Source organism: Thiemannella venezuelensis, assembly GCF_014203605.1.
GTDB classification, from domain to species: Bacteria; Actinomycetota; Actinomycetes; order Streptosporangiales; family Streptosporangiaceae; genus Planomonospora_A; species Planomonospora_A venezuelensis.
On record NZ_JACHJJ010000006.1, the window covers coordinates 152,945 to 165,397 of the forward strand.

Genomic DNA, 12,453 nt, shown 5'->3' on the forward strand with positions numbered 1-12,453 from the left:
GGAGCTTCCCCCTCGCCGCGTTCCACTTCCATGCAGGGCACCCTAGGCCGTGCACGGGCGGGCGCGGGCGAAGAACGGTAGTCTTCCCCGCAAGGACGCGCCGGTAATCCGGCACGGGCCCCGGCGCCACCCCCCGAGCCGCCCGCGCACCGCGCCGCCACGAGGCCGGGGGAAGCCGCCGTTCCGGCCCCGGAGTGACGGTCCGACGGCTGCCAGGGGACGAAGGGGTTTCGCGTGTATTTGAAGACCCTCACCCTGCGGGGCTTCAAGTCCTTCGCCTCGGCGACCACCCTGCGCTTCGAGCCGGGCATCACCGCGGTGGTCGGCCCCAACGGCTCCGGCAAGTCCAACGTGGTCGACGCCCTGGCCTGGGTCATGGGCGAGCACAGCGCCAAGTCCCTGCGCGGCGGCAAGATGGAGGACGTCATCTTCGCCGGCACGTCCTCGCGCGCCCCGCTGGGCAGGGCCGAGGTCACGCTCACCATCGACAACTCCGACGGCGCGCTCCCGATCGACTACACCGAGGTCACGATCAGCCGCCTGATGTTCCGGGCCGGCCAGAGCGAGTACGCCATCAACGGCGACACCTGCCGCCTGCTCGACATCCAGGAGCTGCTCTCCGACTCCGGGATCGGCCGCGAGATGCACGTCATCGTCGGCCAGGGCCAGCTCGACCAGGTGCTGCACGCCGGTCCCGAGGACCGCAGGGCGTTCATCGAGGAGGCCGCGGGCGTCCTGAAGCACCGCAAGCGCAAGGAGAAGGCGCTGCGGAAGCTGGACGCCATGCAGGCCAACCTCACGCGGGTGCAGGACCTCGCCACCGAGCTGCGCCGCCAGCTCAAGCCCCTGGGCCGGCAGGCCGAGATCGCCCGCAGGGCCGCCGTCATCCAGGCCGACCTGCGCGACGCCCGGCTCCGCCTGCTCGCCGACGACGTGCTCACCCTGCGGACCGCCCTGGAGCGCGAGGCCGCCGACGAGGCCGCCGTCCTGGCCCGGCGCCGGGCGGTGGAGGCGGAGCTGGAGCAGGGCCAGCGCGGTGAGAGCGAGCTGGAGGCCGCCGAGGCCGAGGCCCAGCCGCGCCTGGCCGCCGCCCAGGAGGCCTACTTCAGGCTCTCCTCGATCCGCGAGCGCCTGCGCGGCCTGGCCGGCCTGGCCGCCGAGCGGCACCGGCACGCCGCCGACACGGCCGTGGAGCGGCGCGGACGCGACCCGGAGGACTACGAGCGCGAGGCCGAGGAGATCCGGGAGCAGGAACGCGTCCTGGAGGAGCTGCTGGACGGCGAGCGCGAGTCGCTCGCCCGCGCGGTGGCCCGCCGGGCCGAGGCCGAGGGGGCGCTCGCGGCGGAGGAGCGGCGGCTGACCGCCGAGACCAGGGCCGCCGCCGACCGGCGCGAGGGGCTCGCCCGGCTCCGGGGCCAGGTCGGCGCGGTGCGCAGCCGGGCGGAGGCCGCCGAGGAGGAGATCGGCCGGCTGGCCGGTGCGCTGGCCGAGGCCGGGCACCGGGCCGAGCTGGCCGAGGCCGAGCACGCCGGCCAGGAGCAGGCCGACCCGGCCGCGGACCCCGCCCTCGCCGAGGAGCTGGAGATCGCGCTGGAGGCCGTGGCGACGGCCGGGCAGACCGTCGAGGACGCCAAGGCGGTGGTGGAGCAGGCCAAGGCGGCCGTCGCCGGTCCGGACGCCGCGCTGGGCGCGGCCCGGGCCGCCCTCGCCTCCGCCCGCACGGCGGACCAGGAGGCGCAGCGCCAGGTCGCCGCGCTGGAGGCCAGGTTCGAGGCGCTGGAGCTGGGGCTGTCCAGGGGCGCGGACGGCGGCGCGGCACTGCTCGCCGCGGACGGCGGGGACGGCGGACGCCCCGTCGGCGGCGTGCTCGGCCCGCTCGCGGCGATGCTCTCGGTACGGCCCGGCGCCGAGACCGCCGTCGCCGCCGCGCTCGGCGCCGCCGCCGGGGCCGTCGCGGTGGGGTCGCTGCGCGACGCCGCGGACGCCGTGGAGTTCCTGCGGGCCGGCGAGCGGGGCCGCGCGGACCTCGTCATCGCCTCCGACGCCTCCGGCGCCCCGCCCGGGCCGGTGCCGGTGGCCGGCGCCGAATGGGCGATCGACCTGGTCGCCGTCCCGGCCGAGCTGCGGGCGGCCGTCGCCCACCTGCTCGCGGGCGTGCTGGTCGTCGACGACCTCCGGACCGCGGAGAAAGCGGTGGAGCAGCGGCCGGAACTGCGGGCCGTCACCCGCTCCGGCGACCTCCTGGGCGCCCACGCCGCCGCCGGCGGAGGAGACGCGGGCGCCGCAGGGGCCGCCGCCCTGCAGATGCGGGCCGCGCTCGACCAGGCCGCCGCCGACCTGGCCGAGGCCCGCGCCGCCGCCGAGCGCACCGCCGGGGCGCTGGAGGAGGCGGCCGAGGCCGAGGGCGGGGCGCAGCTCGCCGTGGAGGCCGCCCGGGCCCGGGTCGGCGAGGCCCAGACCGGCGTGCAGACCGCCCAGGCGGGGGTCAGCGCCGCGCGGGCCGCGCTGGACGCGGTCCGTGCCAGGCAGCGCGAGGCCGACCAGCGCTCCGCCGCCGCGGCCCGCAGGCTCGCCCAGCTCGGCGCGGCCGCCACGGCCGCCCGCGCCGAGTGCGAGCGGCTGGCCGCGGGCGTGCGGGCGGCCGAGGAGGCCCGCGGGCGGAGCCTGGGCGAGCTGGCGGAGCTGCAGGAGCGGCTCGCCGCCGCCGAGCGTGCCGGAGAGCTGGAGGCCGAGCCGACCACCGAGATCCGCGACGAGCTCGCCGAGGTCTGCGCGGCGGCCCGGCAGGACGAGATGGAGGCCCGCCTGGCGGTGCGGACGGCCGAGGAGCGGGTCCGGGGCATCGCGGGCCGGGCCGACGGGCTGCTGCGGGCGGCCGCCAGGGAGCGCGAGGAGCGCGCCAGGGCGGCCGAGCTGCGCGAGCGCCGCCGCCGCCAGGCGCGGGTCGCCCAGGCGGTCGCGCGGGGCGCCGAGCACGTCCTGCGCGCGCTGGAGGGCTCGCTGGCGGCGGCCGCCGCCGAGCGCGACGAGGCCGAGCAGGCGCGCGGGCAGATCGACGCCGCGCTCCGGTCCGTCCGCGTCCGGGTGCGTGAGCTCTCCGGCGAGCTGGACAAGCTGGTCAACCGGGCGCACGGCAGCGAGATGGCCCGGACCGAGCAGCGGCTCCGCCTGGAGCAGCTGCAGATCCGCGCCGTCGAGGAGTACGGCGTCGAGCCCGAGACCCTGATCGCCGAGTACGGCCCGGCAGAACCGGTGCCCTCGGCCGACGGGGAGCCGGTGCCGTACGTCCGGGAGGAGCAGGAGAAGCGCGCCCGGGCGGCCGACCGGCAGATGGCCCAGCTCGGCAAGGTCAACCCGCTCGCGCTGGAGGAGTTCGCGGCGCTGGAGGAGCGGCACGCCTTCCTCACCTCCCAGCTGGAGGACCTCAAGAAGACCCGCCGCGACCTGCTGCTGGTGGTCAAGGAGGTGGACGAGAGGGTCGAGCAGGTGTTCACCGCGGCCTACGAGGACGTCGCCCGGGAGTTCGAGACGATCTTCACGCGGGTGTTCCCCGGCGGCGAGGGCAGACTGGTGCTCACCGACCCCGAGAACATGCTGACCACCGGCGTCGAGGTCGAGGCCCGGCCACCGGGCAAGAAGGTCAAGCGCCTGTCGCTGCTGTCGGGCGGCGAGCGCTCGCTGACCGCGGTGGCGTTCCTGGTGGCCATCTTCAAGGCCAGGCCCTCGCCGTTCTACGTGATGGACGAGGTCGAGGCGGCCCTGGACGACACCAACACCCAGCGGCTGCTGACCCTCTTCGAGGAGCTCCGGCAGACCTCGCAGATCATCATCATCACCCACCAGAAGCGGACGATGGAGATCGCCGACGCGCTGTACGGGGTGTCGATGCGGGGCGACGGCGTCACCCAGGTCATCAGCCAGCGGCTGAGAGAACACGACGGCTGACCGGCAGAAGGTCGGACTATGACCGTCGGTCTGGGAAACTAGGCGGTTGTGGAGAGCTATCTCGGCCTGATCCTGATCATCGTCGTCGCCGTCCTGCTGACGGCGGGCGGCATGTTCCTGCTGTTCCGCCAGGGGAGGAAGGCGGCCCCGCCGCCGGTGAGGCCGCCCGAGGTCCGGCCGGTCCCCGAGGAGGAGCGCGCGGCGCCGCCCAGCGGAGCCACCCGCGAGGACGAGGCGGTGACGACCACCGTCCCGCCCCCGACCCGGCCGGTCGAGGTCCCGGTCGCCCCGGAGATCGAGGTCCCGCCGCCGTCCGCGGGCCGGATGGTGCGGCTCCGCGCCCGGCTGGCCCGCTCGCAGACCACGCTCGGCAAGGGCCTGCTGGAGCTGCTCTCCCGCGACCGCCTCGACGACGACGTCTGGGACGAGATCGAGGAGACCCTGATCGGCGCCGACGTCGGCGTCGCCCCGACCCAGGCCATGGTCGAGGAGCTGCGCACGCGCGTGAAGGTGCTGGGCAGCCGGACCCCCGAACAGGTCCGCGGCCTGCTCAAGGAGCAGCTGCTCACCCAGATCGGCGCGGACACCGACCGCACCCTGCACGTCGCCAAGCACGGCGAGCGCCCGGCCGTGGTCCTCGTGGTCGGCGTCAACGGCACCGGCAAGACCACCACCACCGGCAAGCTGGCCCGCTCGCTGATCGGCGACGGCAACCGGGTCGTGCTGGGCGCGGCCGACACCTTCCGCGCCGCCGCCGCCGACCAGCTCCAGACCTGGGGCGACCGGGTCGGCGCCGAGGTCGTGCGCGGCCCGGAGGGCGGCGACCCCGCCTCCGTCGCCTTCGACGCCGTGGCCAGGGGCATCGACGACAAGGCCGGCGTCGTGATCGTCGACACCGCGGGCCGCCTGCACACCAAGACGGGCCTGATGGACGAGCTCGGCAAGGTCAAGCGCGTCATCGAGAAGAAGGCCACGGTCGACGAGGTCCTGCTCGTCCTGGACGCCACCACCGGCCAGAACGGCATGCGCCAGGCCCAGGTCTTCGCCGAGGTCGTCAACATCACGGGCATCGCGCTGACCAAGCTCGACGGCACGGCCAAGGGCGGCATCGTCATCTCCGTCCAGCGCGAGCTGGGCGTCCCGGTCAAGCTCGTCGGCCTCGGCGAGGGGCCCGACGACCTGGCGCCCTTCGACCCCGAGGTCTTCGTCGACGCCCTGCTCGGCGACTGACCCCCGCACGTGCGAAGGCCCCTCCGAGCCGGAGGGGCCTTCCTGTTCCACGGCCGCCGCTCCGTGCCGCCGTTCCGTGGCCGTTGTTCCGTGGCCGCGGTTCCACGGCTGCGGTTCCGCCGCCGGCGGGCCCTACGAGTGGCGGGTGCCGATGGGGACGACCAGCGGGGTGCCGGCCACCGGATCCTCGATGACCTTGGCGTCGAGGTCGAAGACCTCCGCGAGGAGCGACTCGGTGAGGACCTCGGCCGGGGGTCCCGCGGCGATCACCCTGCCGTCGCGCATGGCCACCAGGCGGTCGGCGTAGCGGGCGGCGAGGTTCAGGTCGTGCAGGACCATGACCACGGTGCGGCCGAGCTCGCCGTGGAGCCTGCGGACCAGCTCCAGCACCTCCACCTGGTGGGCCAGGTCGAGGAAGGTCGTCGGCTCGTCGAGCAGCAGCAGGTCGGTGCCCTGCGCCAGCGCCATCGAGATCCACGCGCGCTGGCGCTGGCCGCCGGAGAGCTCGTCCAGCGGGCGCTCGCCCAGGTCGTGCAGACCGGTCATGGCCAGCGCCTCGCCGACCGCGGACTCGTCGTCGGACGACCACTGCCGGTACCACGTCTGGTGCGGGTGCCGCCCCCGGGCCACCAGGTCGGCCACGGTCAGCCCCTCCGGGGCCGTCGGCGCCTGCGGGAGCACGCCCAGGACCTTGGCGACCTCCTTGGTGGGCATCTTGTCGATGCGCTTGCCGTCCAGCAGCACCTCGCCGCCCGACGGCCTGAGCAGCCGCCCCAGCGCGCGCAGGAGCGTGGACTTGCCGCACCCGTTCGGACCGATGATCGTGGTCACGGTCCCGGCCTCGATCCCGAGGTCGAGTCCGTCGACGATGACGCGATCACCGTAGCCGAGCCTGACATCGACGGCCTGCAACCTCATGAACGAGCCTCCTTGCGCGCGCGGACGAGAAGATAGATCAGATAAGGGGCGCCGAGGACCGCGGTGACCACGCCCACGGGCAGCTCGACGGGGCTGAAGACGGTGCGCGCGAGCAGGTCGGCGGCGGCGGTCAGGACGGCGCCGGTCAGCGCGGAGACCACCAGCGGCGGCTGGGCCGCCCCGGTCAGGCGCAGCGCGATCTGCGGCGCGGCCAGGGCGACGAAGGAGATCGGGCCGGCCGAGGCGGTGGCGACCGCGGCGAGCAGCACGGCGGCGAGGATCATCAGGCCGCGGGCCAGGTTCGTCCGCACGCCCAGGCCGGTCACGGTGTCGTCGCCGAAGCGCAGCGCGCCGAGCGAGCGGGTGCCGAGCAGGGCGAGCGGGACGAGTACGGCCAGTGCCAGCGCGGTTGGGTACACGTGCTCCCAGCCCCGGCCGTTGAGCGAGCCGCTGATCCAGACCATGGCCCGGCTGCTGTCGTTGACGTCGCCGAGGGTCAGCAGCCAGTACTTCACGTTGGTGAACACGGCCGTGACGCCGATGCCGACCAGGACCAGGCGGTAGCCGTCCAGCCCTCTGCGCCAGGCCAGGAGGTAGACGGTCAGCGCCCCGGCCAGGCCGCCGACCAGGGCCAGCAGCGGGATGCCGACCTCGGCCAGGGCGCCGCTGGGGCCGCCGGCGGTGCTCCCGGCGGCCACGATGGCCGCGACCACCGCCACGCTGGCGCCGGTGGTGACGCCGAGGATGTCGGGGCTGGCCAGCGGGTTGCGGGCGATGGCCTGGGTGATCGCGCCGGCCAGCGCGAGCGCCGCGCCGACCAGGGCGCCGGTCAGCGCGCGGGGCAGGCGCAGCTCCATCACCACGAAGTGCTCCGGCCCGTCGCCGGTGATCGCCCGGAAGACCTCGGGCACCGTCAGAGGGATGTCGCCGATACGCATGGTCAGGGCCATCAGCAGTGTCACGGCGGCCAGCAGCACCAGGGCGACGGCGGCAGGGCGCAGCCGGATCAGCCAGGAGACGGGGCCGACGCGGAGCGGCCGCTCGTGCGGGGGTCGTACGGGGGCGGCGGTGGCCGTGGGAGGGACCGCGCGGCCGGGGCGGGGGAGCGGGGGAGTCACAGGCGGACCGGCTTCCTGCGGCGGACCAGGGCGACGAAGAAGGGCGCGCCCGCCAGTGCGAGCACGACGCCCACCTCCAGCTCGCCGGGCCGGGCGACGACGCGGCCGGCCACGTCGGCCAGGAGCAGGGCGCAGGCGCCCATCAGCCCGGAGTACGGCAGCAGCCAGCGGTGGTCGGGGCCGGAGAGCGGGCGGGCCAGGTGGGGGACCATCAGGCCGAGGAAGGAGAGCGCGCCGCAGGCCGCCACCGAGGCGCCGCTGAGCAGCGTGACCGCGGCGACGCCGACGGTCCGGGTCAGGGTGACGTTCTGGCCGAGGGCGCGGGCGACGTCCTCGCCGAGCGAGAGCGCGTTCAGGGCGGGGGCGTTGACCAGCGCCAGGACCAGGCCGGCGGCGATGAACGGGAGCACCTGCCAGGCGGTGTCGGCGCCCCGGGCGGCGATGGAGCCCGCCTGCCAGAACCGGAAGACGTCCATGGCCTGCTCGTCCATGAGGACCAGGGCCGAGGTGAGGGCGTACAGGAAGGAGCTGACCGCGGTGCCCGCGAGGGCGAGGGCGACCGGGGTGGGCCCGCCGCGTCCGCCGACCATGCCGAGCGCGAAGACGCCCACGCTGGCGGTCAGCGCCCCGGCGAGGCCGAACCAGATGTAGGCGTGGAGGCCGGTGACGCCGAAGGCGATGATGCTCAGCACCATCGCGAACGCCGCGCCCTGCGTGACGCCGAGCAGGCCGGGGTCGGCCAGCGGGTTGCGGGTGTGGCCCTGCATGAGCGCGCCCGCCACGCCGAGCGCGATCCCGGCCATCACCCCGATCGCGGTCCTGGGCACGCGCAGCGACCGGACGATGATGTCGTTCTCGGTCCCGGAGGGGGAGGCCAGCCCGTGCCAGACGTCGGCGAGGGGGACCGGCTTGGCGCCGATCGCGATGCTCAGCACGGCCGCCACGGCGAGGATCCCGAAGAGCGCGGCGAGGACCAGCAGCCGGCGTCCGCGGACCGTCCGCGTGCCGCCGGGTGACGGTGGCCGCGCCACGGCCGTCGTTGTGCTCACTGCGTGCCTCTCATTTGCCGGAACGCATCCAGTATGTCAGGTTAGGTATGGCTAATCTAAATGAGGTTAGGCTTACCTTTGTGAAAGGACTCCACATGAGAGCGTTGCGTGCCCTGGCCGCAGGAGTGGCGGGAGCCGTACTGTCTCTCGGCCTCGCGGCCTGCGGATCGAGCACCCCCGGCACCACGGCCGCCACCGGCGGCGCGTCCCCGGCGGCGAGCGACGCGGGCGGCGGTGCGACGGGATACCCGCGCACGGTCAAGCACGCCATGGGCGAGACGCAGATCCCCGCCCAGCCGAAGCGGGTCGTCGCGCTCGACCAGAGCTTCGTCGACGCGGTGCTCACGCTGGACACCGAGGTCGTCGGCTACACCGTCTACCGGGGGATCGACGAGAAGCTTCCCGAGTACCTGGCCCCGGTCATGGACCAGGCTCAGAACATCAAGGTGGTCGGCACCCTGGAGGCGCCGAGCCTGGAGCAGATCATCGCTCTCAAGCCCGACCTGATCGTCTCGGCCAAGGTCCGCCACGAGGCGCTGTACGACAAGCTCGCCCAGATCGCGCCGACCGTGTTCAGCGAGACCACCGGCGCCATCTGGAAGGAGAACCTCCGCCTCATGGGCCAGGCCCTGGGCAAGGAGGCGCTCGCCGACGAGAGGATCAAGGCCTACGAGGACCGCGCCGCCAAGGTCGGCGAGTCCATCAAGGCCAAGCAGGGCGAGATGCCCACGGTCTCCGTCGTGCGCTTCACCAGCGAGCCGACCGTCCGCCTGTACGTGGAGAACTCCTACTCCGGCCTGGTGCTCAAGGACGTCGGCTTCCCCCGCCCCGAGGGGCAGCCGAGCACCACTGAGACGATCATGGTGCCGATCAGCGAGGAGAACATCCCGCAGCTCGACGCCGAGCACGTCTTCGTGGTGTCCTACCCCGACCCGGAGATCGAGGCCGTCCAGAAGCGCTTCCAGTCCAACCCGCTCTGGAGCAAGCTCAAGGGCGAGCAGCACGTGGTCGACGACGTCACCTGGATGAGCGCCGTCGGCATCCAGGGCGCGCACGTCATGCTCGACGACCTGGCGAAGATCTTCGAGGTCGACCCGGCGAAGGCCTCCTGAGCCCCGGCCCCTCCGGGCCGCGCCCACGCGCAAGCCCCGCGCCCGCATCAGGGGGCGCGGGGCTTGCGCGTGGGCGGACAGGCGTGCCCGGACAGGCGCGGGACGGGGGCGGGTCCGGGGCCGGCCGCGGTCTCAGGGCTGCGCGAGGAAGGCGCGGAACTCCGCCAGGTGGGGGGCGATGTCCAGGCCGCGCTCGGCGAGCCAGGCGTCGTCGCCGTAGGTGCAGCGGTAGCGCTCGCCGCCGTCGCAGATCAGGGTCACCACGCTGCCCCGCTCGCCCGCCGCGCGCATCTCGCCGATGAGCTGTACGGCCGCCGCCACGTTGGTGCCGGTGGAGCCGCCGACGTCGCGGCCGGTGACCTCGCGGACCCAGCGCATCGCCGCGATGGACCGGGCGTCGGGGACCTGGACCATGCGGTCGATCACGGTGGGCAGGAAGGACGGCTCGACGCGGGGGCGGCCGATGCCCTCGATCCGGGAGCCGGGGGCGGTGACGTCCGTGTCGCCGGAGCACCACGAGGGATAGAAGGCCGAGCCCTCCGGGTCCACCACGGCCAGGCGGGTGAGGTGGCGGCGGTAGCGGATGTAGCGGCCGATCGTGGAGGAGGTGCCGCCGGTCCCGGCTCCGACCACGATCCAGGCGGGCTCGGGGCAGGGCTCCATCGCCATCTGGCTGAAGATGCTCTCGGCGATGTTGTTGTTGCCGCGCCAGTCGGTGGCCCGCTCCGCGTAGGTGAACTGGTCCATGAAGTGCCCGCCGGTCTCCTCGGCCAGCCGCCGCGACTCGGAGTAGATCGTGCCGGGATCGTCGACCAGGTGGCACTTGCCGCCGTAGAACTCGATCAGCGAGATCTTCTCGGGCGAGGTCGAGACGGGCATCACCGCGATGAACGGCAGGCCGAGCAGGCGGGCGAAGTAGGCCTCGCTCACCGCGGTCGAGCCGCTGGAGGCCTCCACCACCGTGGTCGAGGGGCCGATCCAGCCGTTCGCCAGGCCGTACAGGAAGAGGGAGCGTGCCAGGCGGTGCTTGAGTGAACCGGTGGGGTGGACGGACTCGTCTTTCAGATAGAGGTTTACTCCCCAGCGCGCGGGCAGCGGAAAGACGTGGAGATGAGTGTCGCAGCTACGGTTGGCGTCGGCCTCGACCCGGCGGATGGCCTCGGCCGTCCAGGAGCGGGTCGCGGGATCATGTCGGTCCACGTGGTGCATGCCATCAAAGGTATCCCTAGCTGGGCTTATGTGATGATAGCCACATCATGGGATGAATTGAGCAAGAGATGTTACCCTAATGAGACTCGACCGACTGTAGGGCGTGTCGCGTCCGCTCACGGAACGGTCACAGATGGGCCTTTTTCCCAGGCGGAACTCTTAACGACCCTCTTACGGGGCCGATGGGAGCATCGGCAAGGCTGCCGGGAAGGGTGCGTCGCACCCGGTCCGGACGGCATCGGGGGGAAGGCACCGAGGGGGATGACATGATCTCGATAAGCGAAGAGCAGCGCCAGGACTGGTTCGAGCGCGACGTCGTGCCGGTGACCGGTCAGCTCTACGCGTCCGCGATGCGTCTGACCCGGAACACGGCGGACGCGGAGGACCTGGTGCAGGAGACGGTCGCCAAGGCCTTCACCTCGTACCACCAGTTCCGTGAGGGCACCAACCTCAAGGCCTGGCTGCACCGCATCCTGACCAACAACTTCATCAACGAGTACCGCAAGAAGCAGCGCTCGCCCAAGCTCTCGGCCGCCGAGGACATCGAGGACTGGCAGCTCGCCGCCGCCGAGTCCCACACCTCGACCGGGCTCAAGTCCGCCGAGACCGAGGCGCTGGAGCAGCTGCCCGACAGCGTCGTGATGAACGCGCTGCGCTCGCTGCCCGAGGACTTCCGGGTGGCCGTCTACCTCGCCGACGTCGAGGGATTCGCCTACAAGGAGATCGCCGAGCGGATGGGCACCCCGATCGGCACGGTCATGTCCCGGCTGCACCGCGGCCGCCGCCAGCTCCGGAGCATGCTGGAGGACTACGCCCGCGAGGAGGGCGCGATCCGCCTGCCCGAGCAGCGCCGGGCCGCCTGAACCGCCGGGGCCGCGGACGGCGCCGCGGGCCGGGCGGTCAGCGCAGCGGCATGTAGAGGCGGATCCGCAGCAGTCCCGGCGTGGAGCGGATCTCCACCCGGTCGCAGAGCTGGCGGCTGATCCACAGGCCGTAGCCGCGCTGCGACTCCGGTTCCGGCGGGCGGTATCCCGCGAGCGGGTCGTCGAGCCCGCCGCCGGGGTCGGCGACCTCGCACACGAATCCGTCCGCCTCCCGCCAGAGGGTCACCCGCCCGTGCCCGGCGCCGTGCTCCACGGTGTTGGCCGCGAGTTCCGAGACGCTCAGCACCAGCGAGGCGACCAGGTCGCGGTCCATCCCGGCCCGCCTCGCCCGTTCGCCGACGGTACGGCGGAGCCACGCCAGCCTCTCCCGGGTGAAACCGGCGACGGAGGCGGAGGCGGGCGGCTCGGCGAAGGGCGACTCGTCGCCGGGGAGCGCGAACCGCTCGGGCGGCACGTAGAGGCCGCCGGGCACGACGCCGTGGGCGTTCAGGTGCCGCGGGTGGGTGCGGAGGATGTCGGCGGGGGCCGTCGCCCGGTCGTAGAGGCACCAGACGGCGGCCGGGAGCCCGGCGAACGCGGTGTTGAGCACCGACTCGTAGCGGAGCCACTCAAGGGTCTGCCGGCCGGTCCAGCGGGACCAGCGCGGCTCACCGATGATCGTCGTCCGCTCCCGCCGCCGCACGTAGTCGTGGTAGGCCGCGAGCGTGCGCGCGGGGTGGGCGTACCACCGTTCGGAGGACCGGCGGTCGATCCGGCGGGCGTCCTCGCCCAGGGCGCCGCCCAGCAGGTCGAGTTTGCGCTCGCAGGTGACGACCAGGACCCGGCGCCCCTCGCGCAGCCCCTCGACCACCAGGTCGGGGACCAGCCGGAGGAAATCCTCATCGGAGCCGTACGCGACAGCGGTGTGCGCGAACGGCCCGGAGTCGACGGAGGCCCGCTCGGGCTGCACGGGCATGACCGTAACAAGCGCTTGGACTTAACACAACAC

At 73.8% G+C, this 12,453-nt stretch carries 9 protein-coding genes; 4 read left to right on the plus strand and 5 right to left on the minus strand.

Annotated features, from left to right (window positions below; translation table 11 throughout):
* Positions 1-234 precede the first annotated feature (234 nt).
* Together smc and ftsY are read left to right on the plus strand one after the other, a co-directional pair.
* Entirely contained in the window at positions 235-3,945 is a 3,711-nt protein-coding gene (gene smc / locus FHS22_RS11785; RefSeq protein WP_184941020.1) for a chromosome segregation protein SMC, read from the plus strand.
* Between the two features lie 111 nt (positions 3,946-4,056).
* Positions 4,057-5,175 (plus strand): signal recognition particle-docking protein FtsY, encoded by a 1,119-nt coding sequence (ftsY, locus tag FHS22_RS11790; protein ID WP_184941247.1) that lies wholly within the window; start codon positions 4,057-4,059, stop codon positions 5,173-5,175.
* Positions 5,176-5,307: 132 nt separating this feature from the next.
* Here the strand turns inward: ftsY and FHS22_RS11795 are convergent, their stop codons facing one another.
* The 3 genes from FHS22_RS11795 to FHS22_RS11805 are packed head-to-tail and all read right to left on the minus strand — an operon-like array spanning position 5,308 to position 8,260.
* Positions 5,308-6,093 (minus strand): ABC transporter ATP-binding protein, encoded by a 786-nt coding sequence (locus FHS22_RS11795; RefSeq protein ID WP_184941022.1) that lies wholly within the window; start codon positions 6,091-6,093, stop codon positions 5,308-5,310.
* Positions 6,090-7,211: a FecCD family ABC transporter permease gene (locus FHS22_RS11800; protein ID WP_184941024.1), complete on the minus strand. Its 1,122-nt coding sequence runs from the start codon at positions 7,209-7,211 to the stop codon at positions 6,090-6,092. Before FHS22_RS11800 ends, FHS22_RS11795 begins: the two co-directional genes overlap by 4 nt.
* Positions 7,208-8,260 carry a FecCD family ABC transporter permease gene (locus FHS22_RS11805; RefSeq protein WP_184941026.1) on the minus strand — a complete coding sequence of 351 codons (1,053 nt, stop codon included), beginning with the start codon at positions 8,258-8,260 and terminating at the stop codon, positions 7,208-7,210. The genes FHS22_RS11800 and FHS22_RS11805 overlap by 4 nt, the downstream gene beginning before the upstream one ends.
* A 95-nt stretch (positions 8,261-8,355) precedes the next feature.
* On the opposite strand from FHS22_RS11805, the gene FHS22_RS11810 reads away from it, so the two are divergent.
* Complete coding sequence (locus FHS22_RS11810; protein WP_184941028.1) at positions 8,356-9,372, plus strand: ABC transporter substrate-binding protein; 1,017 nt, start codon at positions 8,356-8,358, stop codon at positions 9,370-9,372.
* Positions 9,373-9,504: 132 nt separating this feature from the next.
* Here the strand turns inward: FHS22_RS11810 and FHS22_RS11815 are convergent, their stop codons facing one another.
* Positions 9,505-10,581, minus strand: a complete 1,077-nt coding sequence (locus FHS22_RS11815; RefSeq protein WP_184941030.1) for a PLP-dependent cysteine synthase family protein — start codon at positions 10,579-10,581, stop codon at positions 9,505-9,507.
* A gap of 266 nt (positions 10,582-10,847) precedes the next feature.
* Here FHS22_RS11815 and FHS22_RS11820 point away from each other — a divergent pair, with 266 nt between their 5' ends.
* Positions 10,848-11,444 (plus strand): sigma-70 family RNA polymerase sigma factor, encoded by a 597-nt coding sequence (locus FHS22_RS11820; RefSeq protein WP_184941032.1) that lies wholly within the window; start codon positions 10,848-10,850, stop codon positions 11,442-11,444.
* A 37-nt stretch (positions 11,445-11,481) separates the two neighbouring features.
* On the opposite strand, the gene FHS22_RS11825 is transcribed toward FHS22_RS11820, so the two are convergent.
* Positions 11,482-12,414, minus strand: coding sequence for an anti-sigma factor RsbA family regulatory protein (locus tag FHS22_RS11825; RefSeq protein WP_184941033.1), 933 nt, complete (start codon positions 12,412-12,414; stop codon positions 11,482-11,484).
* Positions 12,415-12,453 lie beyond the last annotated feature (39 nt).

Excerpts from the sequence above, each read along its gene's own strand:
- ftsY (WP_184941247.1), top strand. The coding sequence starts at position 4,057 with ATGTTCCTGCTGTTCCGCCAGGGGAGGAAGGCGGCCCCGCCGCCGGTG.
- FHS22_RS11810 (WP_184941028.1), top strand. The coding sequence starts at position 8,356 with ATGAGAGCGTTGCGTGCCCTGGCCGCAGGAGTGGCGGGAGCCGTACTG.
- FHS22_RS11815 (WP_184941030.1), bottom strand. The coding sequence starts at position 10,581 with ATGCACCACGTGGACCGACATGATCCCGCGACCCGCTCCTGGACGGCC.
- FHS22_RS11820 (WP_184941032.1), top strand. The coding sequence starts at position 10,848 with ATGATCTCGATAAGCGAAGAGCAGCGCCAGGACTGGTTCGAGCGCGAC.
- FHS22_RS11795 (WP_184941022.1), bottom strand. The coding sequence starts at position 6,093 with ATGAGGTTGCAGGCCGTCGATGTCAGGCTCGGCTACGGTGATCGCGTC.